The sequence below is a fragment of the Inquilinus sp. 2KB_23 genome, from assembly GCF_052115705.1.
GTDB lineage: Bacteria > Pseudomonadota > Alphaproteobacteria > DSM-16000 > Inquilinaceae > Inquilinus > Inquilinus ginsengisoli_A.
In genome coordinates this window covers 1-26410 of record NZ_JBFRHF010000031.1, presented here as the reverse complement: position 1 = coordinate 26410, position 26410 = coordinate 1, and the positions used below count along the sequence as shown (strand labels likewise).

Genomic DNA, 26410 nt, shown 5'->3' with positions numbered 1-26410 from the left:
TCGCAATGACGATGGGGGGTCGGCCGCTCAGGCCGGGGTGATGTCCGTCAGCGCGAAATCGTCGCCCTTGAACAGCAGCGGCGAGCGATAGTAGCGGGCGCAGGCATAGGCGAAGCAGTCGCCCAGGTTGAGCTGCGCAGGATGCCCCCGGCCCTTGCCGTATTGGGCGAAGGCGGCCAGGGCCATCGGTCCCGCCGAGGGCGGGATCGACAGGACGTTGATGCCCATCAAGTCCAGGAACCTGGCCACAGCGTCCGCCGCCACATCCACGTCCAGCGCGAGAATGCGCGCCACCGCGGCGCCGGCCTCGAACACCGCGATGGGAGAGGTGATCGGCGTCTTCTCGGCCTTGGACAGCCGGTCGGCGAAGGCGGCGGCATCCTGTTCGTCAGTCATCATTGCCACCAGGGCGGAGGCGTCGACGAACATCAGGGTGTCCCGCTGAGGTCGTCGAAGAACGCCTTGTCCGCCGGCTGCCCCTTTCCGGGGTTGCCGAGCGCCCGCAGGTTGCGGCAGAACTGCACCGCGAGATCGGCCTTCCGGGGTTTCGCCAGCTCATGGGCGAGTTCGCGCTCCAGCGCCTCATGGACCGCCTCGGTCAGCCCGACGCCCTTGGCCTTCGCGACCTTGCGTGCCAGGGCGTCGGTGTCCGGATTTTTGATGTGGAACGCCACGGTATAGCCTCGCTGGTGTATCCGTCTATCCAATATAGTGTATCCTGGCATGCGATTCAGCACGGCGGATTCCCGGTGACCGCCTGTCCGGCTCCCTCTTCCTGTCATTGCCCGGCTTGACCGGGCAATCCAGGGCCACCAAGAGCGGCTCCGGCCGCCCCTGGATGCCACGGTCAAGCCGTGGCATGACAGCGAAGGGGCGCGATGGGTCGAGACCCGGCGTCGAAGGAAAATGTCGAGCTTTTGAGCTTCATTGCGACAGTTCAGGCCGCGAGCGACTCTTCCCGATCCCCGCCCTCCAGCCGCCGTGACAAGCGCGGCGTCGTCCGGGTATCGTCCTTCCGCTTCGACCGACCGCTTCGTCCACCGTAACGCTCGAGGGAGAGCGCATTCATGGCGACAGTCACCATCACCGCTGCCGATGGCGGCCGCTTCAACGCCTATCTCGCGCGCCCCGCCTCGGGGTCCGGGCCGGGCGTCCTGGTCATCCAGGAGATCTTCGGGGTCAATGCGGTGATGCGGCAGATCTGCGACGATCTCGCCGCCCAGGGCTATGTCGCGCTGTGCCCCGATCTGTTCTGGCGGCAGGAGCCCGGCATCGACATCACCGACAAGTCGAAGGCCGAGATGGACAAGGCCTTCGCCCTGTTCGGCAGCTTCAACGAGACCGCCGGGGTCGAGGACCTGATCGCCTCGCTCGCGACGCTGCGCGACCTGCCGGAATGCAGCGGCCGCGCCGGCGCCATGGGCTATTGCCTGGGCGGCCGCCTGGCCTTCCTGATGGCCACGCGCTCGGACGCCGACTGCGCCGTCAGCTACTACGGCGTCGGCATCGACAAGCTGCTGGGCGAGGCCAGCGCCATCACCCGGCCGCTGATGCTGCACATCGCCGAGCAGGACCAGTTCGTGCCGCCCGAGGCCCAGGCCCAGATCCGCGCCCGCATGGCGTCGCTGCCGACCGTGACGGTGCACGCCTATCCCGGCCTCGACCACGCCTTCGCCCGCGTCGGCGGCGACCATTACGACGCGGCCGGCGCCACGCTGGCCAACGGCCGCACCGCCGCCTTCCTCAAGACCCATCTCGGCTGAGAGCACCCCATGGTCCACGCCATCCGCATCCACGAGACCGGCGGCCCCGACATCCTGCGCTGGGAGGCGGTCGAGGTGCCGGCCCCCGCCGAGGGCGAGCTGCGCATCCGCCACACCGCCATCGGCCTGAACTACATCGACACCTATATCCGCGACGGGCTGTACAAGACGCAGCTGCCCCTGGTCCTGGGCCAGGAGGCGGCGGGCGAGGTGCTGGCCGTCGGCCCCGGCGTCGCCGGCTTCAAGCCCGGCGACCGCGTCGCCTACGGCAACGGCCCGACCGGCAGCTATGCCGAGGAGCGGGTGATCCCGGCCGAGAAGGTGGTGAAGATCCCCGACGGAGTGAACGATCGCACCGCCGCGGCGATCATGCTGAAGGGGCTGACCAGCTGGTACCTGCTGCGCCGCACCTTCCCGGTCCAGCCGGGCCAGACCATCCTGTTCCATGCCGCGGCCGGCGGCGTCGGCCAGATCGCCTGCCAATGGGCCAAGCATCTCGGCGCCACCGTGATCGGCACCGCCGGCGGGCCGGAGAAGGTGGCCATCGCCCGGGCCAATGGCTGCGACCATGTGATCGACTATTCCAGCGAGGATTTCGTCGCCCGCGTCCGTGCCATCACCGGCGGCAAGGGCGTGCCGGTGGTCTATGACGGCGTCGGCAAGACCACCTTCGAGGGCTCGCTGGACTGCCTGTCGCCGCGCGGCATGATGGTGACCTTCGGCAACGCCTCCGGCCCGGTGGCGCCGATCAGCCCGCTGGTGCTGTCGCAGAAGGGGTCGCTGTACCTGACCCGGCCGACGCTGGCCACCTACATCGCCGCCCGGTCGGAATACGAGGCGGCGGCGGCAGAGCTGTTCGATGTGGTGGCCAAGGGCGCGGTGAAGATCTCGATCAACCAGACCTACCCCTTGCGCGAGACCGCCCAGGCCCATCGCGACCTGGAGGCGCGCAAGACCACCGGCTCGACCGTGCTGCTGCCGTAAGGCAGGGCCGACTGGAACGGCCTCTCCCGCCACGCCGCGGGAGCCTTTCAGAAGGGCTGCTCATCCCTTGCCGTCATTCCCGCGAAAGCGGGAATCTCGTCCCGCCGGTTCTGGTGTCGCGAGATCCCCGCTTTCGCGGGGATGACGGATTGGGGGAATTGTCAAAAGCCCAGGCGAGCCCACCCACCACAGGAGCCCCGCATGTCCGGCGACCTCACGATCCGCCCCGTTTCCCGGCAGGATTACGACCGCTGGCTGCCGCTGTGGGACGGCTACAACGCGTTCTACGGCCGGTCGGGCCCGACCGCGCTGGCGCCCGACATCACCCGGACGACCTGGGACCGCTTCTTCGACGCCTATGAGCCGGTGCATGCGCTGGTGGCGGAAAGCGGCGGCGCGCTGCTCGGCCTGACCCATTACCTCTACCACCGCAGCACCACAGCGATCGCGCCCAGCTGCTACCTTCAAGACCTGTTCACGACCGAGGCGGCGCGCGGCAAGGGCGTCGGCCGGGCGCTGATCCAGGGCGTCTACGACCGGGCCCAGGCCGCCGGCTGCCCCCGCGTCTACTGGCAGACCCACGAGACCAACCAGACGGCGATGCAGCTCTACGACAAACTCGCCGAACGCTCCGGCTTCGTGGTCTACCGCAAGCTGTTCTGAAGGAGCCGTGACATCATGAAGGACTGCTCGACCACCACGGGCGACGCCTCCCGGCTGATCGACGCGCGGATCGCGGAGCTGGGCGACTGGCGGGGCCAGACTCTCGCCCATGTCCGCGGCCTGATCCGACAGGCGGTCCCCGACGTGGTCGAGGAGTGGAAGTGGCGGGGCGTGCCGGTGTGGTCCCAGGGCGGGATCCTCTGCACCGGCGAGACCTACAAGAGCGTGGTGAAGCTGACCTTCGCCAAGGGGGCGTCGCTGCCGGACCCCTCGGGCCTGTTCAACTCCAGCCTCGAAGGCAACACCCGGCGCGCCATCGATCTGCGCGAGGGCGAGGACATCGATGCGGAGGCCTTCGCAGCGCTGGTCCGGGCGGCCGCCGCCCTGAACGGGGCGCGGTAGGCGAGGGCCGCGCTTCAGATCTGAGCTTCGATGGCCGCCTTGTCGATGACGGACCACACCGTCACGATCTTCCCGTCCCGGAATTCATAGAACACGTTCTCGGTGAAGGAGACTCTTCTGCCGTTCACCGGCAGGCCGAGGAACTGTCCCTTCGGCGTGCAGTCGAAGCCCAGCCGGCTCGCGACGTGGGGCGGATCGGCCACCAGCAGCTGGATGGTGAACTGCAGGTCCGGAATCTCCCGGAAATCCCGCTCCAGCATCTCGCGATACCCCGACAGCCCGAGATGGCGGCCGTTGCGGCTCGCCTCGTCATGGACGAACTGCCCCAGCCTCGGCCAGTCCTGCGCGTTCAGGCAGGCAATGTAGGCGCGGTAGAGGGCGGAGATTTCGGCTTTGGTCACGGGGCCTGTCCTTCGAAACGGTCCCTGCCGCAGGGCAGGGCGAGGGGAAAGTCTAGAGTCAAAGACGATGGGCCGGAATTCGGTTCCCTCCGGCCAGGCTCACCCCCGCCGCCCGGTCGCGCCCAGCAGCACGCCGGCGAGGACCAGGACCAGGCCGGCGATGCGGGCCGGGGTCAGCGGCTCGCCCAGCAGCAGCACGGCGAAGACCACGGCCGAGGCCGGGGCGAAGGCGGTGAACAGCGCCGCCTGCGTCCCCGTGGTGCGGGCGGTGCCGGCGAACCACAGCAGGAAGCCCAGCACCGTCGGCACCACCGCGTAATAGGCCACCGCGGCCAGGGCGGTCGGCGCCGCCGCCAGCGCCGCCCAGTCGCGCTCCAGCAGCACCGCCGGGACCAGCGACAGCACCAGCCCCAGCCCGGTCATGACCGCCGACTGCACCAGCGGCGGCAGGGCGACGTGCAGCCGCTTGTTCAGCAGGATGAACACCGCCTCGCAGGCCACCGCGCCCAGCACCAGCAGGGTGCCGGCGAGGGTGGAGGCCGGACCGTCGCCGCGCGCGCCCAGCGTGACCGCGACGGCTCCCGCCGTGGCCAGGGCGGTGGCGGCCCAGTCCCGGCCGCCCTGGCGCTCGCGCAGCGCCACCGCGGCGAACAGCGTGGTCATGGCGGGCAGGGTGCCCAGCACCACCCCGGCATCGGCGGCGGAGGTCAGGCCGGTGCCGGCGATCAGCAGCACGGTGTAGCCGACGCTGCCGGCCCCCGCCTGCACCGCCAGCAGGGCCAGGTCGCGCCGGCCCAGCCGCGGCCACGGCACCCGGCGGGCGCGCAGCAGCAGCCAGAACAGCGGGAAGGCGATCAGGAAGCGCAGGGCGGTGGCGGTGAAGGGCGGCAGGCCGGCGCCGGCGAGGCGGCTGGCCACCACGGTGCTGCCGACGCCGATCATCGCCAGGGTCAGGCAGGCATATCCGGAGAGTCGCTGGGTCATGCCCGAGCTATCGCAGGCAGCGGTGCGCGCCGTCTTGAACGGGATTGCAGGCGCGCCTCAGGCCAGATCGCGCCGACGGAACCCCACCCCCGTCATTGCGAGCCCCGCAGGGGCGCGGCAATCCATGCCAGGCCGCGGGTCGGATGCGGCGGGGTCTGGCATGGATTGCTTCGTCGGCTGCGCCTCCTCGCAATGACGACGAGGGGTTACGCCACAGCCATGCGGTAGCGACCAGGCGTGACCCCCAGCTGGCGGAGGAAGGCGCGGGTCAGGTGGCTCTGGTCGGCGAAGCCGGCCTCCGCCGCCGCCTCGGCCGGGGTGCGGCCGCGGGCCAGCAGCTGCCGCGCCAGATGCACCCGGCGCTGCACCAGATAGGCGTGCGGCGTGATCCCGACCTCGCGGGCGAAGCCGCGCAGCAGCTGGAACCGGCTGATGCCCGACAGCGCCGCCAGCTCGGCCAGGGTCGCCGGCAGCTCCGGCGCGCCGTCCAGCCGCCGCAGGGCCCGGGCCACGCTGGGGGCGGGGCCGCCGGACGGGGCGGGGGCCACGCCGTGCCGGCGCTGGACATGGGCCAGGGCGCGCAGCAGCGCCTCCTCGCCGGCCAGGCGGTCCGGCCGCGCCGCGGTCAGGCCGGCGAACAGCCGGGCGAAGTGCCGGGCCAAGAGCGGGTCCTGCGCCACCGGCCGCACGATCTCGACCGGGCCCGCGGCCTCCTCGGCCAGCTCGCCGGCCACCAGGGCCGGGTCGAGATAGATCATGCGCCAGCCGCGGGCGGCGCCGCCGGCCGGCGCGCCGTCATGCATCTCGCCGGGATTGACCATGATGACGTCGCCGGCCCCGGCCTCGACCGCGCCGATGCCGCTCCACGACCGCTGTGCGCCGAAGCCGATCACGCCGATGCCGAACTGGTCGTGCGAATGGCGCGGGAAATGGTGGGTCGAGGCCAGGGTCATGGCATCGATGCCCGGCACCGCCGACCGGTGCTGCTCGACATGATGGGTGCGGGGGGCGCGCATGCCCTGGACCATAGCGCATCCGGCGGCGGCGATCGCGATCCGGAATAGCAACTTATCGGTTGCGCTTTCGGCCGGCATCGGCCATGAATAGGCAACAAGGAGGTTGCCCTTATGACCGATCGGATCACGAAGAGCATCGAGCTGCGCGCGCCCGTCGAGCGGGTGTGGCGCGCTTTGACCGACCCCACCGAATTCGGCACCTGGTTCCGGGTGAGGCTGGAGGGCCCCTTCGTGCCCGGCCAACTATCGCGCGGCCGCATCACCCATCCCGGCTACGAGCATGTGGTGTGGGAGGCCAGGGTGGTGGCGATGGACGAGCCGCGCCTGTTCTCCTTCACCTGGCATCCCTATGCCGTCGATCCCGCGGTGGATTATTCGCAGGAGACGCCGACCCTGGTCGAGTTCCGGCTGGCGCCGACCGCGGCCGGGACCCGGCTGGTGATCGTCGAATCCGGCTTCTGTGCGTTGCCGGCCCACCGCCGGGCCGAAGCCCTGCGCATGAACCAGGGCGGATGGGAGCAGCAGATCCGGAACATCCGGGCCCATGTCGAATCCTAGCGTCGCGGCCCCCGCCCCACATCCGGCCGCCATCCCGCACCCTGCCGCGGTGTTCGCGGCGCTGGGCGACCCCACCCGCCTGTCGCTGCTGATGACGCTCAGCGACGGGCAGAGCCGGTCGATCGCCGCGCTGTCGGCGGACACCCGGCTGACCCGGCAGGCCGTGACCAAGCACCTGCATGTGCTGCAGCATGCCGGCCTGGTCAGCAGCCTGCGCCGCGGCCGCGAAAGCCGCTTCGCCTACCGGCCCGACCCGATCGCCGAGGCGCGGTCCTATCTCGACACGGTGTCGGCGCAATGGGACGACGCCCTGTCGCGGCTCCGCGCGCTGGTGGAGGGCTGAGCGGGATCGGCGCCGTTGCCAAGCCGCGGACCCTCGTGGATACAGGGTGGATCGGTCCACAGCCACAAGGTCGCCGCAGATGCCGGATGAAGAGGCGGTTCGCATCGACGAGGCCCTGGTGGCCCGGCTGGTCGCCACCCAGTTCCCGCATTGGGCGGATCTGCCGATCCGGCCGGTGCAGTTCGGCGGCTGGGACAACCGCACCTTCCATCTCGGCGACCGCATGACGGTGCGGCTGCCGAGCAGCGCGGCCTATGTCCTGCAGGTGGAGAAGGAGCATCGCTGGCTGCCGCTTCTGGCCCCGGTGCTGCCGCTGCCGATTCCGGCACCCCTGGCCAAGGGCGCGCCGGGCGAGGGCTATCCCTGGCCCTGGTCGGTCTATCGCTGGCTCGACGGCGAGACCGCGGCGGCCGGGCGGATCGCCGATCTCAGTGGGTTCGCGACCGCGCTCGGCCGGTTCCTGGTCGCGCTGAAGCGGGCCGATGCCACCGACGGGCCGCCGGCGGGGCCGCACAACTTCTTCCGCGGCGGGTCGCTGGCCGTCTATGACGCGGAGACCCGGCAGGCGATCGCCGCCCTCGGCGGCCGGATCGACGGCGCCGCCGCGACCGCGGTGTGGGACGCGGCCCTGGCGGCGACCTGGCATGGCGACCCGGTGTGGTTCCACGGCGACATCAGCGTCGGCAACCTGCTGGTCCAGGACGGACGGCTGAGCGCGGTGATCGATTTCGGGACCTCGGGCGTGGGCGACCCGGCCTGCGACCTGGTGATCGCCTGGACCCGGTTCGACGGCGACAGCCGCGCGGCGTTCCGCGCCGCCCTGCCCAGCGACCCCGCGACCTGGGCCCGCGGCCGCGGCTGGGCGCTGTGGAAGGCGCTGATCGTCTACGCCCAGCTGCCCGGCACCACCCCCGACCCGGTCGAGGCGGAAAAGTCCCGGCGGGTGATCGACGCCGTGCTGGAAGATCACGCCGAGCTGGCTTAGGCCATCGTTTCAGCGATAGCCGGTGGCGTCGGCGGGCTTTCCGGCATCCTGGACCTCCGGCACATAGCGCCAGGCGTCGGGGCGGGACCCGTCGAGATCGGTGAAGCCGTAGACCTGGGCCAGCCCGCCGCTGGACAGCGACTGCCCGTTCGACAGCGCCCGGTCCGGGTCGGCCGCCAGGGCCGCCACGGCGCGCCCCAGGAAGCGCGGGGTCTCGGAGATGATGAAGTGCGGCTGGACCTTGGTGGCGTCGCGCCAGGTCTCCTCGGTCACGCCATAGGCGTCCAGCATCATCTCGGACCGCATCCATCCCGGGGTGACGCAGACCGCGGTGGCGCCATGCGGGGCGAGGTCCCTGGCATGGGCCCAGGCCATCCGCGTCGCCGCCACCTTGACCAGGTCGTAGAAGGGCGACAGCCGATAGTGGTCGGCATTGTAGTCCGCGGTGCCGTCGGTGACCTCGACCAGCAGGCCGCCCGGCCGCTCGATCAGGAGCTTCAGGGCGTGGTGCGCCGTGACCAGATGGGTGTCGATGCCCAGGCGCAGCAGGCGCAGGCCCTTCCGCAGATCGTGCTCCCAGACCGGCTTGTTCCACTCCATCAGCTTTTCGCCGCCCCAGATGTCGTTGACCAGGATGTCGAGGCGCCCCTGCTCGGCGCGGATGCGGTTGACCAGCCGGCCGACATCCTCGGCGACGAGATGGTCGACCTGGACGGCGATGCCCTGGCCGCCCAGGGCCGTGACCATCTCCGCCGTCTCCTCGATGGTCTCCGGCCGCTCATACTCGGATGGGTGGTCGCGCGTCGTCCGCCCGGTGACATAGACCGTGGCCCCGGCGGCGCCGAGCTCGACCGCGATGCCCCGGCCCCCGCCGCGCGTGCCGCCGGCGACCAGGGCGACCTTTCCCGACAGCGTCATCGATTCCTCCCGGATATGGGCCACGGGCCGGTTGGCAGCCCGGTCCGATGCGGTATATAAACGATTGTTCGGTTATAAACGGAAGTCAAGATGCCTCGGCGCAAGACCCTGTCGGACGAGGAGGTGCTGGCGGCGGCGCACAGGCTGATGCACGAGAGCGGGCCGGAGGCGCTGACCTTCGCCACCCTGGCCCAGGCCTGCGGCCTGTCGGCCTCGACCCTGGTGCAGCGCTTCGGCAGCAAGGCCCAACTGGTGCGCAGCACGCTGATGCGGGCCTGGGACCGGCTGGACGAGAAGACCGCCGGGCTGGCGGCGACGGTGCCCAGGACCGCGGCCGGCGCGGTGCGGATGCTGTCGGCGCTGTCGCGGGACTATGGCGGGATCGAGGCCTATGCCGACGGGCTGCTGATCCTGCGTGAGGATCTGCGCGATCCCGCCCTGCGGTCGCGCGGCGCCGCCTGGAAGGCCGCGCTGTCCGACGCCCTGGAGGACTGCTTCCGGCAGGTGCCCGATGCGCCGCCGGGCATCGGCCTGCTGATGGCGTCGCAATGGCAGGGGTCGCTGCTGTGGTGGAGCTTCGACCCGCAGGGCGATGTCGACCGCTACGTTGAGGACAGCCTCAACCGCTTCGTGGCCGCCTTCGTCACTCCGGGGTGACGAAGGCGGCTACATCCCGAGGCGATCACTGATATTGCTGCTGCTGCTGTTCCTGCCACCGCTCCTGCTGCTCCTGCTGCTCTTCCATCTGGCGCTGCTGTTCCTGTTGCTGCTGCCACTGCTCGCGCTGGTCCTGCTGCTGCTGCCAGTATTCCTGCTGCTCCTGCTGGTCCTGCGCCTGGCGCTGCCGCTCCTGCTCGTCGTCCTGCTGCCGCCGCATCTGCTCCTGCTGCTGGCGGTACTGCTCCTGCTGGTAGAACTGCTGCTGCTGTTGCTGCTGCGAATCGTCGTAGCCCTGCGGCTGATAGGGGTCGACCGCCGCATGGTCGTAATATCCGCCGCCGCCATAGTCCGTCTGGCAGCCGGCCAGCGCGGCCAGGCAAAGCACCGTCAGGGCGCCCGCGACCCCGCGGCCGAGGCGCCTGCGCGCCGGATGATCTCGTTCCACCTGAAGTGAAGCCGTCACGCTCTCGTCCTCCCGGAATGGCGGCGCGTTGGACAAGCACACAACTCGCGGCCGGCCGCCCTGTTCCCCGGGGCGCCGAGATGCCGGGGCCAGCGGGTGGACGAGCCGTCCACCTCCGTCACCGGCGCATCCGAGCCATGCGATCCCCCGCCGCCGCTTGACCGCGGGCCCGCTTTGTTCTCCGCTGGGCGAGCTTCTCCCCTCCCTGCCGCCATGCGGGTCATGGCGGCGCGACGCATCCGGAAAGTGATTGCCATGCCGGCCCAGACCACCCCGATCAGGATCGACTTCGTCTCCGACGTCTCCTGCCCCTGGTGCGCGATCGGCCTCAACGCGCTGGAACAGGCGGTGCGGCGGCTGGACGGCGAGGTGGCGGTCGAGCTGCACTTCCAGCCCTTCGAACTGAACCCGCAAATGGCGCCCGAGGGCGAGGACGTGGTCGAGCACCTCACCCACAAATACGGCGGGTCCGCCGCCCAGATCGCGCAGAACCAGGAGGGCATCCGCCAGCGCGGCGCCGCGGTGGGCTTCACCTTCGACTTCGGCCAGCGCCGCCGCATCTACAACACCTTCGACGCCCACCGCCTGCTGCACTGGGCCGAGCAGGAGGGCCGCCAGCGCGAGCTGAAGCATGCGCTGTTCGCCGCCTATTTCACCGATGGCGAGGATGTCGGCTCGCATGCCGTGCTGGCGCGGGTGGCCGGCGAGGTCGGGCTGGACGCCGACCGGGCGGCCGCCATCCTGGCCGGCAGCGAATTCGCCGAGGACGTGCGGGCCCAGGAGCGGTTCTACCAGGACCACGGCATCCGCGCGGTGCCGGCGATCGTGTTCAACCAGCGGCACCTGATCGAGGGCGGCCAGCCGGTCGAGGTGTTCGAGCAGGCCCTGCGCCGGATCGCGACGGAAGGCTGAAGGGCCGGCCTCAGCCGAAACTCCGCAGGATTTATCAGATCGGTCCGTGCGAGAGAGTGGTGACGCAGCAGGTCGGGAGCAGGCGATGACGTCGTCACCGAAGCGCGCATCGCTCGCCGGCCCAGCGATGCCACCCGGGGTCTCAGCGGCGTTCGAGGCCTGTCCGCCCGCCATCCGGGCACGGCTCCTGACGGTGCGGCGGCTGATCTTCGAGACGGCGGCTGCGACGGAGGGGGTCGGCCCCCTCACCGAGACGCTCAGATGGGGCCAGCCGGCCTATCTGACCGCGGCCACCGGCAGCGGCAGCACGATCAGGCTGGGCTGGCCGCGCGCCGCGCCCGAACGCTGCGCGGTCTACTTCCACTGCCGGACCACGCTGGTTGCGACATTCCGGGCGCTGTTCTCCAACGAGCTGGCCTTCGAGGGAAACCGTGCGATCCTGCTGGGCGCGTCCGATCCCTTGCCGGAAGGCCTGCTGGCCGCCTGTTTGGCGATCGCGTGTGGTTGCGAGAACCGGCGCGCAGCGGACGTTTGGGTCCGTGAGCACCGGAAGCGCAGCAACCGCCATCAGGCGGCCGCGCCGGCGTGGTTCCAGACGGCCTCTAAGGTGTTGGCGCGGCCGGGGCAGCGTAGGCGCGCAGGAAGGCGTCGACGCCGCTGCGCAGCCCGCGCTCGATCCGCTCCTCGCTCGGAATCTCGAGGCCCAGCTCGAGACGCATCTTCATGTGGCCGAGGATCATGGCGCCGAACTGCTCGGCCGCCAGCTCCGGGTCCGGCACCGCCAGCTGGCCCCGTTCGGTGGCGGCGGCGAAGAACGTGGCCAGGTGCGCCTTGCCCTGGCCGGGGCCGGCGTCATACATCATCCGCCCCAGCTCCGGAAACCGGGCGGCCTCCGCCATGACGCTGCGGTACACCTTGTTCACATCGGGGTGGAGGATGAAGCGCAGCAGCGTGCCGCCGGCCTCCATCAGCGCGGCGCGCAGGTCATCCGGCGGCGGCGACATCGCCGCCAGCAGCTCATAGACCCGGCAGGCGCTGCCGACCATGGCGGTGAACAGCTCCTGCTTGCTGGTGAAATGCGCGTAGAGCGTGGCCTTGGACACCCCGGCCTCCCGCGCGATCGCGTCCATGCTGGCCGCGCCGAAGCCCTGCTCGAGGAAGACCGTATACGCCGCCTCCAGGATCTGGGCGGGCTTCCGGCTGGCCGTGGCTGGCGGGGGAAGCGTGTCGAGAAGGGGGCGGGTCATGGCTCTCAGGGATACACCGGGATTGAACTAAACTGAACCGTTCAGTTTGATCTTGACAACACATAGTCCGATCCGCACCTTCCCGCAACAAGACTGAACGGTTCAGTTCACCCCTGCCCGGTTGCCCCCATGCGCAAGCCCATCATCGTCGTCGCCGCCCTGATCGCCGCCGCCGGCGCTGGCTATTTCGGCTATCACTGGTGGACCGTCGGCCGGTTCCTCGAGACCACCGACAACGCCTATGTGCAGAGCGACACCGCCACGCTGAGCCCGCAGGTCGAGGGTTCGGTGGTCGAGGTGCTGGTCACCGACAACCAGATGGTGAAGGCCGGCGCGCCGCTGATCCGCATCGACGACCGCGACTACCGCGCCCAGGTGGCGCAGGCGAAGGCGGAGCTGGCGGGCCAGCAGGCGACGCTGGCCTCGATCGAGCAGCAGCTGGCGCTGCAGGGGTCGATGATCGCCCAGGCCACCGCCACGGTCGACCAGGCCACCGCGACCCTGGCCCAGTCCGGCAACGACCTGGAGCGCGCGCGCCGGCTGTGGGAGTCCCGCAACGGCAGCCAGCAGGCCTTCGAAACCGCCGACACCGACCAGAAGCGCGCCACCGCCGCCCTGGCCAGCGCCCAGGCCGCCCTGGCCAACCAGCAGGGCCAGACGGCGATCCTGGAGGCGTCGCGCCGCCAGGCCCAGGCCCAGATCGAAAAGCTGACCGCCGCGGTCGACCTGGCCCAGATCAGCCTCGACCGCACGGTGATCCACGCACCGGTCGACGGCGTGGTCGGCAACAAGGGGGTCGAGGTCGGGCAGTATGTCAAGGCCGGCACCCAGCTCCTGTCGATCGTGCCGCTGCCGAAGGTCTATGTCGTCGCCAACTTCAAGGAGACCCAGCTCTCCGACATGCGGGTGGGCCAGAGCGTGGCGCTGAGCATCGACGCCTTTCCCGGCAAGTCGCTGACCGGCCATGTCGAAAGCTTCGCCCCGGCCAGCGGCGCCGAATTCAGCCTGCTGCCGCCGGAGAACGCGACCGGCAACTTCACCAAGGTGGTGCAGCGCGTGCCGGTGCGGATCGCCCTCCCGATCGACAACCAGCTCAGCGGCCTGCTGCGCCCCGGCCTGTCGGTCGGCGTCTCGGTCGACACGCGGGAGGAGGGGACCGGCCCGCTCCTGGCCAGCGGCATCTTCGGCGCCGCGGTGGCGGCCGAGCTGCGTCAGTGACCGCGGTGACGGCGACCGCGGCGGCGCCCGTGCCGGCCGCGGCGAAGAAGGCCGGGCCCTCGACGCGCGAGACCCTCGGCTTCTTCACCATGGTCGTCGGCATGTTCATGGCGATCCTGGACATCCAGATCGTCTCCAGCTCGATCAGCGAAATCCAGGCCGGGCTGTCGGCCAGCCCGGACGAGATCAGCTGGGTGCAGACCGCCTATCTCATCGCCGAAGTGGTGATGATCCCGCTCTCCGGCTTCCTGTCGCGGCTGTTCTCGACCCGGATCCTGTTCGTCGTCTCGGCGGCCAGCTTCACCCTGTCCAGCGTCGCCTGCGCCATGGCCTGGAACATCGAATCGATGATCCTGTTCCGCGCCGTGCAGGGCTTCCTCGGTGGGGCGATGATCCCAACCGTCTTCGCCGCCTCCTTCATCCTGTTCCCGCCCGAGAGGCGGGCCGGGGTCTCGGTGCTGATCGGCCTGGTCGCCACCATGGCGCCGACCATCGGGCCGACGCTCGGCGGCTACCTGACTCAGGCCTTCTCCTGGCACTGGCTGTTCCTGATCAATGTCGTGCCGGGCGTGATCGTCACCGCCGGCGTCTGGTTCCTGGTCGATTTCGACAAGCCGAATTTCAGCCTGTTCAAGGGGTTCGACTTCGCCGGGCTGGGCCTGATGGCGACGTTCCTCGGCAGCCTGGAATACGTGTTCGAGGAAGGGCCGCGCTACGACTGGCTCGAGGACCACGCGATCTTCACCTTCGCGGTGATCGGCGTCCTCGCCGGCATCGGCTTCTTCCTGCGGGTGCTGACCGCGAAGAATCCGATCGTCGACCTGCGCGCCTTCGCCGACCGCAACTTCGCCGTCGGCTGCCTGTTCAGCCTGATCATCGGCGTCGGCCTCTACGGCGCGGTCTATATCGTGCCGCTGTTCCTGGCCCGCGTCCGCGGCCTGAACAGCCTGCAGATCGGCGAGATCATGTTCGTCACCGGCCTGTTCCAGTTCGCCTCGGCGCCGATCGCCGGGATGCTGTCGAAGAAGCTGGACCTGCGGGTGATGCTGGGCATCGGGCTGGTGGCCTTCGGCACCGGCGTCTACCTGATGACCTGGATCACCGCGGATTGGAGCTTCTGGGAGCTGTTCTGGCCTCAGGCCATCCGCGGCATGTCGCTGATGCTGCTGTTCCTGCCGATCAACACCCTGGCGCTGGGCACTTTGCCGCCGGACAAGATCAAGAACGCCTCCGGCCTCTACAACCTGATGCGCAACCTCGGCGGCGCCTTCGGCCTGGCCGGCATCAACACGGTGATGATCGACCGGGCGGCGTTCCACACCTCGCGCATCGCCGACCATGTCACCATGACCAACCCGCAGGTGCAGGCGATGGTGGGCAATCTCAGCCAGAAGTTCACCGCGGCCGGGGTCGGCAACCCCGACCTGGCGGCGGTCAGGACGCTCGACAACATGGTGCTGCAGCAGTCCCAGGTGCTGACCTTCGCCGACTGCCTGCTGCTGATGGCGCTGCTGTTCTACGCCGGGCTGCTGCTGATGCCGCTGCTGCGCATGCCGAAGCAGGCGAAGCCGCCGGCCGAGGCGCATTGAGAAGGTCGGGCGGTCAGCTGAAGACCGCCCCGTCGGCGCCGTAGCTGTTGATCAGGCGGCAGCTCTCACGGTCGTAGACCACCACCACGCTGCCCGGGCGGCCCGCCAGCTTCACCCAGATCTGCCGCTGCGAGAACGTCCGGATATACGCATCCTGAACCGGCTGCTGATAGATGCTGGCAAGCGATGCGGCGGTCAGCCGGTAGCCCGCAAGCTGCCCCGCGATCTGCGGCGCGCACTGGTTGCCGCCCAGCATCTGGTCGACGGTCTGCACCAGGGCGGCGTCCGGCGTCGCCGGCGCCGGTCCGGATGACACGCAGGCGGCAAGGCCGGTGCCGGCGAGAAGAATCGCGACGGCCGGGATCGATCGCATGAAAGCCACGCTAACCACCCTCAAGGTTAGGACCATTCCCTAGATGGGCGTTCCCGCCCGCCAATCAATCGCATGACCGCAGGGCCCGGCCGTTTTCACGGCGAAGATCTCTTCCCGAGGCGGGTTCCCCACCGGCCAGCGGACAACAAAAAGGCCGCCGGTCCTGCGACCGGCGGCCTGCCTGGCATCGAACGCCGGGGCGCCCGTTACTGGTTCATGCTGTCGAAGAAGTCCGAATTCGACTTGGTGTGCTTCAGCTTCTCCATCAGGAACTCCATCGCATCCGTCGGCCCCATCGGCATCAGGATCCGGCGCAGCACCCACATCTTCGACATGGTGGCCTTGTCGACCAGCAGCTCTTCCTTGCGGGTGCCGGACTTGCCGATGTCGATCGCCGGGAAGGTCCGGCGGTCCGACAGCTTGCGGTCCAGGATCACCTCGGAATTGCCGGTGCCCTTGAACTCTTCGAAGATCACCTCGTCCATCCGGCTGCCGGTGTCGATCAGCGCGGTGGCGATGATGGTCAGGCTGCCGCCTTCCTCGATGTTGCGCGCGGCGCCGAAGAAGCGCTTCGGCCGCTGCAGCGCGTTGGCGTCGACGCCGCCGGTCAGCACCTTGCCGGAGGACGGCACCACGGTGTTGTAGGCGCGGGCCAGGCGGGTGATGGAGTCGAGCAGGATGACGACATCCTTCTTGTGCTCGACCAGGCGCTTGGCCTTCTCGATCACCATCTCGGCCACCTGGACGTGGCGCGTCGCCGGCTCGTCGAAGGTGGAGGAGATGACCTCGCCCTTCACCGACCGGTCCATGTCGGTCACTTCCTCCGGCCGCTCATCGATCAGCAGCACGATCAGGAAGGCGTCGGGGTGGTTCTCGGCGATCGAATTGGCGATGTTCTGCAGCATCACCGTCTTGCCGGTGCGCGGCGGCGCCACGATCAGGGCGCGCTGGCCCTTACCGAGGGGCGAGACCAGATCGATGATCCGGCCGGTGACGTTCTTCTTGGTCGGGTCGTTCAGCTCCATCCGCAGCGCTTCGTCGGGATAGAGCGGCGTCAGGTTGTCGAAGGTGACCCGGTGGCGGACCCGGTCGGGGTCCTCGAAGTTGATCTGGTTGACCTTGGTCAGAGCAAAATAATGCTCGTTTTCCTTCGGCGCCCGGATCTCGCCCTCGATGGTGTCGCCGGTGCGCACCCCGAAGCGGCGGATCTGCTGCGGCGACACGTAGATGTCGTCCGGGCCGGGCAGGTAATTCGATTCCGGGGACCGGAGAAATCCGAACCCGTCGGACAGGACTTCAAGAACGCCTGATCCAAAAATGGCAACGTCGTTTTCGGCCAGCTGCTTGAGGATGGCGAACATCATGTCCTGCTTGCGCAGCATGCTCGCGTTCTCGACCTCAAGCTCCTCGGCATAGGCCAGGAGCTCGCTGGGCGCTTTGTCTTTCAGTTCTTGCAGATGCATGGGGACCCTGATGGGCGTGGGCAGATCGTCGGCGTCGCGACGTCTTTGGATTGTTTTCTCGGCAGGAAGCTCGATCTCGCGGCGCGAAGGGCTCGACCGCGTCGGCGTATCGATGATCGCCGGAAGACCGTTGAGAACAACAGATGGTTATCGAAGGACCTGCCGCAAGTCAATCACGCGACCCTTTGGCGGTCCTATTTTCGTCATTCCCGCTTTCGCGGGAATGACGAGCAAGGGAATTGGAGGGTGACGGCCTGAGGCCGTTCAGAACGGCCGCACGATCACCATGACCACGATGATCAGCAGCAGCAGCGCCGGAACCTCGTTGGCGATGCGGAAGAAGCGTTCGCTGTGCTGGTTGCGGCCCTCGGCGAAAGCGCGGCGCCACCGCATGCACAGATGGTGCAGCACCAGCAGGATCACAACCCCCGTCAGCTTCACATGCAGCCAGCCCTGCTGCAGCAGCGACGGGTCAATGGTCAGCATGGCGATGCCGAACACCAGGGCCAGCACCACCGAGGGCAGCATGATGCCGCGCATCAGCCGCCGCTCCATGATCGAGAAGCGCTCGTATTCCGGCGTGCCCGGCGCGGTCTGGCTGTGATAGACGAACAGCCGCGGCAGATACAGCATCCCGGCCATCCACGAGATCACGAAGAAGACGTGGAACGCCTTGATCCAGAGGTAGTAAGCCGCCATCCGTCTCTCGCTCCCTATGCCGCTTTACCGGTGTTCCGATACCTCGGAACACCGACTCTGCAAACTCCAGCGCGATTCAGACCCTGATCCTCAGGAACTGAGGCTCAGGGTCATCGCGCTGGGGCACCCCGAAAACGCCGCCGGGCAGATCCGGCCGCCGTCGCCGGCCTCGCATGTCGATCCCCGGCGATGCCCGGCCCGCACCAGGTCGGCCAGGCCGGCGATGAAGCCCTCGTCGGCGCCGACCGTCGGCACCCGCAGGTAGCACGGCGCGCCGCCCTCGTCAGCCAGCTTGCGGTATTCGATGTCCAGCTCGACCAGCGTCTCGGAATGCTCCGACACGAAGGCGATCGGCACCACCACGATAGGCCGCCCGGCATGCGCCGCCTCATGGATCACCGCCTCGGTCGACGGCTCGATCCATTTCAGCCGGCCGACCCGGCTCTGATAGGTCGACACCCAGTCGAGGTCGGGGATGCCCGAGGCCTCGGCCAGCGCCGCGGCGGTGCGCTCGCACTGCCACTGATAGGGATCGCCGGCCTTGACGATCTTCTCCGGCAGGCCGTGCGCCGAGAACAGCACCCGCGGCCGGCCATGCGCCGCCGCCTCGGCATGGGCCGCCCGCAGCCCGGCGGCCATGGCGGCGATGAAGCGGCTTTCGGTGGGATAGCAGCAGACCGCCCGGGTCGGCACGTCCAGCCGGGCGATCCTGCAGGCATCGCGCCACACCCGCATCGACGAGCCGGTGGTGGTGGTCGAGAACTGCGGGTACAGCGGCAGCAGGATGACCTCGTCCGGCGCGAAGTCCTTCACCAGCATCGCCGTCTCCTGGCTCATCGGATGCCAGTAGCGCATGGCGATGAAGGCCTTGACCTCGCCCAGGTCGGCCAGCTCCGCCTCCAGCGCCCGGGCCTGGGCCTCGGTGTTGGGCAGCAGCGGCGAGCCGCCGCCGATCTCGGCATAGATGTCCTTGGCCACCCGGGTCCGCTTCCTGGCGATCGCCCAGGCCAGGATGACCCGCAGCGGGTTGGGCAGGCGGATGATGGCGGGGTCGGCGAACAGGTTGAACAGGAACGGCCGGATCGCGTCCGGATTGTCGGGTCCGCCCAGGTTGAACAGGACGATGGCGATCCGCCGGCTCATGCTCACCCCTTCCTGCGCAGATGCTTGACCAGGGCTCCGACATGCTCCGGCGGGGTCCGCTGCTGCACGCCATGGCCGAGGTTGAAGACGAACGGGCCGCGGCCCAGGGCGTCTACGATCGCATCGGCGGCCCGGATCATCGGGTCGCCGCCGGTCACCAGGAAGACGGGGTCCAGATTGCCCTGCACCGCCGCCTTGGGCTGCAGCGCCCGCGCCGCCCAATCCAGCGGCACGCTGCCGTCCAGCCCGACCGCATCGACCCCGGTGCCGGCGAGGTAGCGCTCGTACAGCAGCCCGGCGCCGCGCGGGAAGCCGATGATCGGCACGCCGGGGGCGCCGGCCCGCACGGCATCGACGATCCGCCGGGTCGGCGCGATCACCCAGCGGTCGAACTCCGCCGCCGGCAGCACCCCGGCCCAGCTGTCGAACAGTTGCACCGTCTCGGCCCCGGCCGCGATCTGGCGCAGCAGATAGGCGCTGGTGGCGTCGACCAGCAGGTCGACCAGCCGGGCGAAGGTCTCCGGCGCCCCGAAGGCCAGCCCCTTCACCGCGGCGTATTCCTTGCTGCCCCCGCCCTCGACCATATAGGTCGCCACCGTCCAGGGAGCGCCCGCGAAGCCGATCAGCGCCACCTCGGGGGGGAGGAGGCCGGCGACCCGGCCGACGGTCTCGTAGACCGGTCCCAGCACGTCGTGGAGGCGGTCGGCGGACAGCCGGCCGATGCCGGCGGCGTCGGTCACCGGCGCCAGCTTCGGGCCTTCGCCCTCGACATAGTCCAGCGCCTGGCCCAGCGCGTGCGGCACCACCAGGATGTCGGAGAACAGGATCGCCGCATCCAGCCCGTAGCGGCGGATCGGCTGCAGCGTCACCTCCGCGGCCAGCTCCGGGTTGTAGCACAGGTCCAGGAAGCTGCCGGCCCGGGCGCGGACGGCGCGGTATTCCGGCAGGTAGCGCCCGGCCTGGCGCATCAGCCAGACCGGCGGGCGGGCCAGGGCCTCGCCGGCCAGGGCGCGCAAAAACGGCTTCTCGGATCTGGTCACGGTCTCTCCCCCGGTGCGGCCATCCTTTACCATGAAGAGAGTCCTTTAGAATTGAGGTAGGCAGTGGATGGCTGTGGATAACGGGGATTGTGACTCTTCCCCATTCCATCCACAGGGTTGCCCCCAGCCGATCGGCAAAGCCTGTGGAAAGCGGGGATGACACGACCGACTCGCTACACCCTCGCGCTTCCCCCTGTCCACAATGTGCGGGACGACTCGACGTCGCATCCGGCCGTCCCGGCGGCCCGGCACAGCGGTCGGGATTCTCGCCCCCAGCCTGATGGAAGAGTCGAGGAATCAGCGGTCAGCGGGCATGGAATCGCGTCAAGCCCCCCTGAAACGCGTTCCATCCCCATTTTGCCCACAGACAATCCCCAAGCCTCGGGATAAAACAGGGCTATGGCGCAGACCAAGACATTCCACCTACATCTCGTTTCGGATTCGACGGGTGACACCATTCATAGTGTTGCCCGCGCCTGCCTCGCCCAGTTCGAGGGGGCGGAGCCGGTGGAGCACTTCTGGAACCTGGTGCGCACCAACCGCCAGCTCGACCTGGTGGTCGAGGAAATCCGCGCCCATCCCGGCATCGTCGTGTTCACCCTGGTCGATGACGGGCTGCGTCACCGCCTGCTGGATGTCTGCGGCACGCTGGGCGTGCCCTGCATCTCGGTGCTCGACCCGATCATGGCGGCGCTGGCGCAGCAGCTGGGCATGGCGGTGCATGGCCGGCCCGGCCGGCAGCACATGATGGACGCCGCCTATTTCCACCGCATCGAGGCGATGGACTACGCCCTGGGCCACGACGACGGCCATCTGGTGCGCGACCTGCACCAGGCCGACGTCATCCTGGTCGGCGTGTCCCGCACCTCGAAGACCCCGACCTGCCTCTATCTCGCCAATCGCGGGGTCAAGGCGGCGAACGTGCCCTTCGTGCCCGGCCTGCCGCTGCCGGAGGATCTGCACAAGGTGACCCGGCCCCTGGTGGTCGGGCTGACCAAGGACCCGGAGCGGCTGGTGCAGCTGCGCCGCAACCGGATGCAGATGCTGAACCAGGCCCAGACCACCGACTATGTCGACCCCGAGCAGGTGCGGTCGGAGGTGGCGGAGGCCCGGCGCTATTTCGCCAAGCACCGCTGGCCGGTGCTCGACGTCACCCGCCGCGCGATCGAGGAGACGGCGGCGGAGATCCTGTCGCTGCTGGCCCGGCGTGGCCGCAATGCGGGGATTCCGTGAGCGGCATCGTCCTGGCCTCCGGCAGCGCCACCCGCCGGGCGATGCTCGAGGCGGCCGGCGTCGCGCTGGCGGTCAGCGCCGCCGCGATCGACGAGGGCGAGGTCAAGGCCTCGATGCAGGCCGAAGGCGCGTCCCCGGGCGATGTCGCCGAGATGCTGGCCGGCATGAAGGCGCGCCGGATCTCGCTGCGCCATCCCGGCGCCCTGGTGATCGGCGCCGACCAGATGCTGGAGTGCGACGGGGTCTGGTACGACAAGCCGGCGGATCGTGACGCGGCCCGGGCCCAGCTGCTGGCGCTGCGCGGCCGCACCCACACCCTGACCTCGACCGCGCTGGCGATGCGCGACGGCGAAAGGCTGTGGCACAGCACCGACACGGCGCGGCTGACCATGCGATCGTTCAGCCATCTGTTCCTCGAGACCTATCTCGACGCGGTCGGCCCGGCCGTGCAGTCCTCGGTCGGCGCCTACCAGCTCGAAGGCTGGGGCGCCCAGCTCTTCGCCCGGATCGAGGGCGACCATTTCACCATTCTCGGCCTGCCGCTGCTGCCGCTGCTCGGCTTCCTGCGCGACCAGGGGGTTCTGCCGTCGTGAGGGGACAGGATCGGGCCTTGTTCAGGCCTTCTTTTTCTAGTCCCCCCTCCCCTTGCGGGAGGGGGTTGGGGGAGGGGTCTGCGCGCGTCCGCGCGCGTATCGGCAAAAGTCCGATTGAGCGGATGGCCGCATATGCCATGGGTTTGGCCGGATCGGGCCGAGAGAACCCCCTCCCCCTACCCCCCTCCCGCAAGGGGAGGGGGGACTCCTATGGCTTCGGCCGGCTGCTGCAATCTGATGGACATTTTCCATGCTGACCGCAAAGGGCCGCCTGGCCGGGGTGATCGGCTGGCCGGTCGGGCATTCCCGCTCGCCGCAGCTGCATGGCCATTGGCTGGCGCGCCACGGCATCGACGGCGCCTATGTGCCGCTGGCGGTGGCGCCGGACCGGCTGGAGGCGGCGCTGCGCGGCCTCCCTGCGCTCGGCTTCCGCGGCTGCAACGTCACCGTGCCGCACAAGGAGGCGGCGATGGCCCTGGTCGATGAGCTCGACCCGCTGGCCCGCCGCATCGCCGCGGTCAACACCATCGTGGTGCGCGAGGATGGCAGCCTGTTCGGCACCAACACCGACGGCTTCGGCTTCCTGGCCAACCTGCAAGCGGGGGCGCCGGCATGGTCGGCCGGGCAGGGGCCGGCGGTGGTGATCGGCGCCGGCGGTGCTTCGCGCGCCATCATCGTCGCCCTGACCGATGCCGGCGTGCCCGAGATCCGGCTGGCCAACCGCACCCGCGCCCGGGCCGAGAAGCTGGCGGCGGAGCTGGGCGGGCCGATCACCGTGATCGACTGGGCCGATCGCGCTGCGGCGCTGGACGGCGCCGCCCTGCTGGTCAACACCACCACCGAGGGCATGCAGGGACACGCCGCGCTGGACCTGCCGCTCGATGCGCTGCCGCGGGCGGCGCTGGTCAACGACATCGTCTATGTCCCGCTGGAGACGCCGCTGCTGGCGGCGACGCGGGCCCGCGGCCATCAGGTGGTCGACGGCATCGGCATGCTGCTGCACCAGGCGCGGCCGGGCTTCGAGGCCTGGTTCGGGGTGGCGCCGGCGGTCGATGCCGCGCTGCGGGCCGCGGTGCTGGGACCGGGACAGGGCTGATGCGGATCCTGGGCCTGACCGGCTCGATCGGCATGGGCAAGTCCACGGCGGCGGCGATGTTCCGACGCGACGGCATCGCCGTGCACGACGCCGACGCGGTGGTGCATGACCTGCTGCGCCATGGCGGGGCGGCAGTGCCGGCGGTGGAAGCGGCCTTCCCTGGGGTGGTGCGCGACGGCGCGGTCGACCGGCGGGCGCTGGGGGCGCAGGTGTTCGGCGACCCGGCGGCGCTGCGCCGGCTGGAGGCGATCCTGCACCCGCTGGTGCGCCGCCGGCTGCGCCGCTTCCTGCGGCAGGCCGGGCGGCGCGGCGACGCGCTGGTGGTGCTCGACATCCCGCTGCTGTTCGAGACCGGGGGCGAGCGCTTCTGCGACGGCGTCGCCGTGGTCAGCGCGCCGCGGCTGCTGCAGCGTCAGCGGGTGCTGGCGCGGCCGGGGATGACGACCGAGAAATTCGCCGCCATCCTGGCGGCACAGATGCCGGACCGTGATAAACAGCGGCGGGCGGATTGGGTGGTGCCGACCGGCCTCGGCCGCAGGGCGTCGCGGCTCGCCCTCCGGGCGGTGCGGCGCCAGGCTTTGGCCCGGCCGGGGCGGCGCTGGCGGCCCTCGATGGCCCTCGATCAACGTGGGAATATGGTGTGATGCGCGAGATCGTTCTGGACACCGAAACCACCGGCTTCCATGCGCTGGGCGGCGACCGCCTGGTCGAGATCGGCGGGGTCGAGATGATCAACCACGTCCCGACCGGTGCGTCCTACCACGTCTACATCAACCCGGAGCGGCTGGTGCCGATGGAGGCGCAGCGGGTGCACGGGCTGACCGACGAGTTCCTGGCGGACAAGCCGGTCTTCGCCGAGGTGGTGGACGGCTTCCTCGAATTCATCGGCGACGCCCAGCTGGTGATCCACAACGCCGATTTCGACATGAGCTTCCTGAACGCGGAGCTCGGCCGGCTCGGGCTGAAGCCGATCCCGATGGTGCGGGCGACCGACACGCTGGCGATCGCCCGCCGGCGCTTCCCCGGCGCCCAGGCCTCGCTCGACGCCCTGTGCCGGCGCTTCGGCATCGACAATTCCGGCCGCACCCTGCACGGCGCGCTGCTCGATGCGCAGCTGCTGGCCGAGGTCTGGCTGGAGATGTGCGGCGGGCGCGAGCCCGGCCTGGCCATCAGCACCTCGGTCGAGATCACCGAGACCACGATCACGATCGAGCGCGTCGCCCGCCCGCCGCGGCCGCACGCCCCGACCGAAGCGGAGCTGGCAGCCCATCTCGCCTTCATCCAGGGCCTGGCCGACCCGATGTGGCTGAAGGAAGGCTGAGGGGAAGGGGCAGCTCCCGGCACCCCCGGCCCAAAGCAAAAAGCACACGGGCGAAGCCGCGTGTCAGTTCACGGTCGGCTGCGGCTGGCCCTCGGCCTCCGAGCGGGCGCGCAGGGCGGCCAGCTGGCGGCGGAACAGCTCGGTGAAGTCGATCGGCTGGATCAGCAGCGGCGGGAAGCCGCCGTTGCGCGTCGCCTCGGCGATGACCGACCGGGCGAAGGGGAACAGCAGGCGCGGCGCTTCGATCAGCAGCAGCGGTGCGGTCTGCTCCTTGGTGACGTTGGCCAGGGCGACCACGCCGCCATAGCTCAGCTCGCACAGGAAGGTCGCGGCGTCGCCGGTCTTGGCCTCGGCCTTGATGTGCAGCACCACCTCGAAGGCGTTGTCGGCCAGCTGCTGGGTGCGGACGTCGACATTGACGGTCACCTGCGGCGGCGTGGCGGCCTGGGTCAGGCTGCGCGGCGCGTTCGGGTTCTCGAAGGACAGGTCCTTCACATACTGCGCCGAAATCTGCAGCGACGGCTGCAGTTGCTGCGCCGCGTCGGGCTGCTGGTTGACGTCCGACATGAAAATCTCCCTGAAACTCGGGCGGGGAGCTCTGACTGGGCTCCTGCCGGCGAAAAGACGGCGTCTCGCTAGCACGGAACCCGCAGCCGGGACAACCGGGGTTGGGCAGGGGACCCGGCTCGGTCGGTGACCCCGGCGCGACTACTTGTCGTCGCCGCGGTGCGACCCGCGGTCCTCTCCCCAGCGCGACTGCTCGATCCGCGGCAGCGAGGGATCGGCGGCGTTGGGGTCGACCTCGGTGTAGTCGGCGTCGATCACCGGGCCGCCGGGGCCCCGTGCCCCGGGGCCGCGGGCGCCGGGCCAGACGGTGAAGCCGCCGCGGCGCTTGGCCTGGGCTCCCAGCCAGCGGATCACGAAGCGCCGCACCGGCGGCAGCAGCAGCGGCAGGGCGAAGGCGTCGCTGAGGAATCCGGGGAAGATCAGCAGCAGCGCCGCCAGCACCAGCAGTGCTGCATGCGCCACCGGCTCGGCCGGCGGCTCGCCCCGGCTCAGCGCCGACTGCATCTCGCGCAGGGCCAGCAGCCCCTGGCGCTTGAGCAGGATCGACCCGATCACGCCGATGGCCACGAACAGCAGCAGGGTGACTGCAACGCCCAGCCAGCGGCCGACCAGGATGAAGACGGTGATCTCGGCCAGGACCGGGACAAGAAGCAGCAGGGCGAGCAGCGGCATGAGTTTCCCTTGCCGTTTGGGGGTCGGCGGCCTATCTGTCGGGGAGCAGGCGTCGTTCCTGATCCGCGCATCCTGGCCCGGAAGGCCGTCCGCCGGTTTGGTCGTCGGACGGGCCGACAACAGAGGTAATGTCGCGCGGCGCCCGGGTCCAGAGCGACGCATTCGCCCAGGCAGGGCGCGCGACAGGTGAAGGGACCGATGGGCGAAGGCTCTTTCCTCGATATTCTGGTTCTGGCGGCGATCGCCGGATTCCTGATTCTGCGGCTGCGCAGCGTGCTCGGCCGCCGCACGGGGACCGAGCAGCGGCGTCCGAATCCGCTCGCCACCCAGCAGCAGCCCCCGGCGCGGCCGGAGCCGCGGTCGCCCGACCGCGCCCCCGACAACGTCGTGGCCATGCCGGACCGTCCGCGCGGCGCCGCCAACGGCGATGGCGGGATGGCCAACGGCCTGACCCAGATCAAGATCGCCGACCGCAGCTTCAGCGAAAGCAGCTTCGCCGGCGGTGCCCGCGCCGCCTTCAAGATGATCGTCGAGGCCTTCGCCCGCGGCGACACCGCGACACTGCGGCCGCTCTTGTCCGACGAGCTCTACGACGAATTCAGCGAGGCGATCCGCGAGCGCCTGGCCGCCGGCCACACGCTTGAGGAGACGGTGGAATCGGTCGACCGGGCCGAGATCATCGACGCCCGCATGGATGGCCGCACCGCCTTCGTCACCATCCGCATCGGCTCGCGCCAGAAGACGGTGCTGCACGATGCCGACGGCACCGTGATCGACGGCAACCCCGACCAGACGGTCGAGGTCACCGACATCTGGACCTTCTCGCGCAACACTCGCGCCACCGACCCGAACTGGGCGCTGGTCGAGACCCGCGAATCCCACTGAGCCGGGTATGACGGCCGCCCCAACCCGCCAGCGCCCGGGATGCGGCCGTCCGGTCAAGGACTCCGACCGCTGATCCGGCATGGCCAGACCCCGAAAACCGAGCGAGGAAGAGCGCCGACTCTGGCGGCTCGTGATGCAGGACGTCGTGCCGTTGCGGCCGCTCGCGCCCGCGCCGCCGCCCCCTGCGCCCGAGGCGGCGCCACCGCCGCAGCCTAAGCC

32 protein-coding genes and 1 pseudogene are annotated in these 26410 nt (G+C 69.9%); 18 read left to right on the top strand and 15 right to left on the bottom strand.

The genetic code is table 11. From position 1 onward, the window contains the following. Positions 1 to 27 precede the first annotated feature (27 nt). Positions 28 to 429: a type II toxin-antitoxin system VapC family toxin gene (locus tag AB4112_RS30310; protein ID WP_309800818.1), complete on the bottom strand. Its 402-nt coding sequence runs from the start codon at positions 427 to 429 to the stop codon at positions 28 to 30. After that, positions 429 to 674, bottom strand: coding sequence for a type II toxin-antitoxin system VapB family antitoxin (locus AB4112_RS30305; protein ID WP_309800820.1), 246 nt, complete (start codon positions 672 to 674; stop codon positions 429 to 431). The genes AB4112_RS30310 and AB4112_RS30305 overlap by 1 nt, the downstream gene beginning before the upstream one ends. A 393-nt stretch (positions 675 to 1067) precedes the next feature. Between AB4112_RS30305 and AB4112_RS30300 the strand changes: the two genes are divergently transcribed. From AB4112_RS30300 to AB4112_RS30285, 4 genes are all read left to right on the top strand, one after another. After that, a complete protein-coding gene (locus AB4112_RS30300) occupies positions 1068 to 1763 on the top strand; it encodes a dienelactone hydrolase family protein (protein WP_441725081.1) in 696 nt (231 codons plus the stop codon). 9 nt (positions 1764 to 1772) lie between these two features. Next, on the top strand, positions 1773 to 2747 hold the full coding sequence (locus AB4112_RS30295; protein WP_441725078.1) for a quinone oxidoreductase family protein: 975 nt from the start codon (positions 1773 to 1775) through the stop codon (positions 2745 to 2747). 201 nt (positions 2748 to 2948) lie between these two features. Next, positions 2949 to 3410 (top strand): GNAT family N-acetyltransferase, encoded by a 462-nt coding sequence (locus AB4112_RS30290; protein WP_441725075.1) that lies wholly within the window; start codon positions 2949 to 2951, stop codon positions 3408 to 3410. A 15-nt stretch (positions 3411 to 3425) separates the two neighbouring features. Continuing rightward, the gene (locus AB4112_RS30285; RefSeq protein ID WP_441725072.1) at positions 3426 to 3812 is read left to right on the top strand and encodes a DUF1801 domain-containing protein; all 387 of its coding nucleotides are present in this window, start codon (positions 3426 to 3428) and stop codon (positions 3810 to 3812) included. Positions 3813 to 3826: 14 nt separating this feature from the next. Here the strand turns inward: AB4112_RS30285 and AB4112_RS30280 are convergent, their stop codons facing one another. From AB4112_RS30280 to AB4112_RS30270, 3 genes are all read right to left on the bottom strand, one after another. Continuing rightward, complete coding sequence (locus AB4112_RS30280) at positions 3827 to 4213, bottom strand: ester cyclase (RefSeq protein WP_441725069.1); 387 nt, start codon at positions 4211 to 4213, stop codon at positions 3827 to 3829. 99 nt (positions 4214 to 4312) lie between these two features. Further along, positions 4313 to 5197: a DMT family transporter gene (locus tag AB4112_RS30275; protein ID WP_441725066.1), complete on the bottom strand. Its 885-nt coding sequence runs from the start codon at positions 5195 to 5197 to the stop codon at positions 4313 to 4315. 206 nt (positions 5198 to 5403) lie between these two features. After that, on the bottom strand, positions 5404 to 6225 hold the full coding sequence (locus AB4112_RS30270; protein WP_441725063.1) for an AraC family transcriptional regulator: 822 nt from the start codon (positions 6223 to 6225) through the stop codon (positions 5404 to 5406). 99 nt (positions 6226 to 6324) lie between these two features. Between AB4112_RS30270 and AB4112_RS30265 the strand changes: the two genes are divergently transcribed. The 3 genes from AB4112_RS30265 to AB4112_RS30255 all read left to right on the top strand — a co-directional run bounded on the left by AB4112_RS30265 (position 6325) and on the right by AB4112_RS30255 (position 8099). Beyond that, on the top strand, positions 6325 to 6771 hold the full coding sequence (locus AB4112_RS30265; RefSeq protein ID WP_441725060.1) for an SRPBCC family protein: 447 nt from the start codon (positions 6325 to 6327) through the stop codon (positions 6769 to 6771). Beyond that, positions 6758 to 7114: an ArsR/SmtB family transcription factor gene (locus AB4112_RS30260; RefSeq protein WP_441725058.1), complete on the top strand. Its 357-nt coding sequence runs from the start codon at positions 6758 to 6760 to the stop codon at positions 7112 to 7114. The genes AB4112_RS30265 and AB4112_RS30260 overlap by 14 nt, the downstream gene beginning before the upstream one ends. Before the next feature lie 79 nt (positions 7115 to 7193). Continuing rightward, a complete protein-coding gene (locus tag AB4112_RS30255; RefSeq protein ID WP_441725055.1) occupies positions 7194 to 8099 on the top strand; it encodes an aminoglycoside phosphotransferase family protein in 906 nt (301 codons plus the stop codon). A 9-nt stretch (positions 8100 to 8108) separates the two neighbouring features. Here the strand turns inward: AB4112_RS30255 and AB4112_RS30250 are convergent, their stop codons facing one another. Beyond that, positions 8109 to 9017 (bottom strand): SDR family oxidoreductase, encoded by a 909-nt coding sequence (locus AB4112_RS30250; protein WP_441725052.1) that lies wholly within the window; start codon positions 9015 to 9017, stop codon positions 8109 to 8111. A gap of 90 nt (positions 9018 to 9107) precedes the next feature. Between AB4112_RS30250 and AB4112_RS30245 the strand changes: the two genes are divergently transcribed. Further along, a complete protein-coding gene (locus AB4112_RS30245; RefSeq protein ID WP_441725049.1) occupies positions 9108 to 9674 on the top strand; it encodes a TetR family transcriptional regulator in 567 nt (188 codons plus the stop codon). A 25-nt stretch (positions 9675 to 9699) separates the two neighbouring features. Here AB4112_RS30245 and AB4112_RS30240 read toward each other — a convergent pair whose 3' ends face one another. Beyond that, the gene (locus tag AB4112_RS30240; RefSeq protein WP_441725047.1) at positions 9700 to 10140 is read right to left on the bottom strand and encodes a hypothetical protein; all 441 of its coding nucleotides are present in this window, start codon (positions 10138 to 10140) and stop codon (positions 9700 to 9702) included. A 255-nt stretch (positions 10141 to 10395) separates the two neighbouring features. Here AB4112_RS30240 and AB4112_RS30235 point away from each other — a divergent pair, with 255 nt between their 5' ends. Both AB4112_RS30235 and AB4112_RS30230 read left to right on the top strand, forming a co-directional pair. Beyond that, a complete protein-coding gene (locus AB4112_RS30235; RefSeq protein WP_309800845.1) occupies positions 10396 to 11052 on the top strand; it encodes a DsbA family oxidoreductase in 657 nt (218 codons plus the stop codon). A gap of 85 nt (positions 11053 to 11137) precedes the next feature. Then, positions 11138 to 11533: pseudogene (locus AB4112_RS30230) on the top strand (DUF1801 domain-containing protein); the annotation flags it as partial. A gap of 121 nt (positions 11534 to 11654) precedes the next feature. Here AB4112_RS30230 and AB4112_RS30225 read toward each other — a convergent pair. Beyond that, the gene (locus tag AB4112_RS30225; protein ID WP_441725043.1) at positions 11655 to 12299 is read right to left on the bottom strand and encodes a TetR/AcrR family transcriptional regulator; all 645 of its coding nucleotides are present in this window, start codon (positions 12297 to 12299) and stop codon (positions 11655 to 11657) included. 129 nt (positions 12300 to 12428) lie between these two features. Here AB4112_RS30225 and AB4112_RS30220 point away from each other — a divergent pair, with 129 nt between their 5' ends. Both AB4112_RS30220 and AB4112_RS30215 read left to right on the top strand, forming a co-directional pair. Continuing rightward, positions 12429 to 13517 carry an HlyD family secretion protein gene (locus tag AB4112_RS30220; protein ID WP_309800850.1) on the top strand — a complete coding sequence of 363 codons (1089 nt, stop codon included), beginning with the start codon at positions 12429 to 12431 and terminating at the stop codon, positions 13515 to 13517. Next, on the top strand, positions 13514 to 15106 hold the full coding sequence (locus AB4112_RS30215; protein WP_441725039.1) for a DHA2 family efflux MFS transporter permease subunit: 1593 nt from the start codon (positions 13514 to 13516) through the stop codon (positions 15104 to 15106). Before AB4112_RS30220 ends, AB4112_RS30215 begins: the two co-directional genes overlap by 4 nt. A gap of 13 nt (positions 15107 to 15119) precedes the next feature. On the opposite strand, the gene AB4112_RS30210 is transcribed toward AB4112_RS30215, so the two are convergent. From AB4112_RS30210 to hemE, 5 genes are all read right to left on the bottom strand, one after another. Beyond that, positions 15120 to 15479 carry a hypothetical protein gene (locus AB4112_RS30210; RefSeq protein ID WP_309800855.1) on the bottom strand — a complete coding sequence of 120 codons (360 nt, stop codon included), beginning with the start codon at positions 15477 to 15479 and terminating at the stop codon, positions 15120 to 15122. A gap of 206 nt (positions 15480 to 15685) precedes the next feature. Further along, positions 15686 to 16942 (bottom strand): transcription termination factor Rho, encoded by a 1257-nt coding sequence (rho, locus tag AB4112_RS30205; RefSeq protein WP_309800857.1) that lies wholly within the window; start codon positions 16940 to 16942, stop codon positions 15686 to 15688. A gap of 264 nt (positions 16943 to 17206) precedes the next feature. Further along, positions 17207 to 17641, bottom strand: coding sequence for a protoporphyrinogen oxidase HemJ (gene hemJ / locus AB4112_RS30200; protein ID WP_309800858.1), 435 nt, complete (start codon positions 17639 to 17641; stop codon positions 17207 to 17209). A gap of 90 nt (positions 17642 to 17731) precedes the next feature. Then, positions 17732 to 18784: a ferrochelatase gene (hemH, locus tag AB4112_RS30195; RefSeq protein WP_441725035.1), complete on the bottom strand. Its 1053-nt coding sequence runs from the start codon at positions 18782 to 18784 to the stop codon at positions 17732 to 17734. Between the two features lie 2 nt (positions 18785 to 18786). Further along, positions 18787 to 19857, bottom strand: coding sequence for a uroporphyrinogen decarboxylase (gene hemE, locus AB4112_RS30190; protein WP_441725032.1), 1071 nt, complete (start codon positions 19855 to 19857; stop codon positions 18787 to 18789). A 366-nt stretch (positions 19858 to 20223) separates the two neighbouring features. On the opposite strand from hemE, the gene AB4112_RS30185 reads away from it, so the two are divergent. From AB4112_RS30185 to dnaQ, 5 genes are all read left to right on the top strand, one after another. Then, entirely contained in the window at positions 20224 to 21057 is an 834-nt protein-coding gene (locus AB4112_RS30185) for a pyruvate, water dikinase regulatory protein (protein ID WP_309800862.1), read from the top strand. Then, a complete protein-coding gene (locus tag AB4112_RS30180; protein WP_309800864.1) occupies positions 21054 to 21650 on the top strand; it encodes a Maf family protein in 597 nt (198 codons plus the stop codon). The genes AB4112_RS30185 and AB4112_RS30180 overlap by 4 nt, the downstream gene beginning before the upstream one ends. Before the next feature lie 250 nt (positions 21651 to 21900). Next, positions 21901 to 22746 carry a shikimate dehydrogenase gene (locus AB4112_RS30175; protein ID WP_441725029.1) on the top strand — a complete coding sequence of 282 codons (846 nt, stop codon included), beginning with the start codon at positions 21901 to 21903 and terminating at the stop codon, positions 22744 to 22746. Further along, the gene (gene coaE / locus AB4112_RS30170; RefSeq protein ID WP_441725026.1) at positions 22746 to 23390 is read left to right on the top strand and encodes a dephospho-CoA kinase; all 645 of its coding nucleotides are present in this window, start codon (positions 22746 to 22748) and stop codon (positions 23388 to 23390) included. Before AB4112_RS30175 ends, coaE begins: the two co-directional genes overlap by 1 nt. After that, positions 23390 to 24067: a DNA polymerase III subunit epsilon gene (dnaQ, locus tag AB4112_RS30165; RefSeq protein ID WP_309800869.1), complete on the top strand. Its 678-nt coding sequence runs from the start codon at positions 23390 to 23392 to the stop codon at positions 24065 to 24067. The genes coaE and dnaQ overlap by 1 nt, the downstream gene beginning before the upstream one ends. A 63-nt stretch (positions 24068 to 24130) precedes the next feature. Here dnaQ and secB read toward each other — a convergent pair whose 3' ends face one another. Together secB and AB4112_RS30155 are read right to left on the bottom strand one after the other, a co-directional pair. Next, a complete protein-coding gene (gene secB / locus AB4112_RS30160; RefSeq protein ID WP_309800871.1) occupies positions 24131 to 24634 on the bottom strand; it encodes a protein-export chaperone SecB in 504 nt (167 codons plus the stop codon). Positions 24635 to 24775: 141 nt separating this feature from the next. Beyond that, the gene (locus tag AB4112_RS30155; RefSeq protein ID WP_309800873.1) at positions 24776 to 25306 is read right to left on the bottom strand and encodes an FxsA family protein; all 531 of its coding nucleotides are present in this window, start codon (positions 25304 to 25306) and stop codon (positions 24776 to 24778) included. Between the two features lie 198 nt (positions 25307 to 25504). On the opposite strand from AB4112_RS30155, the gene AB4112_RS30150 reads away from it, so the two are divergent. Further along, positions 25505 to 26191 (top strand): Tim44/TimA family putative adaptor protein, encoded by a 687-nt coding sequence (locus AB4112_RS30150; protein ID WP_309800876.1) that lies wholly within the window; start codon positions 25505 to 25507, stop codon positions 26189 to 26191. The last annotated feature ends 219 nt before the right edge of the window (positions 26192 to 26410 follow it).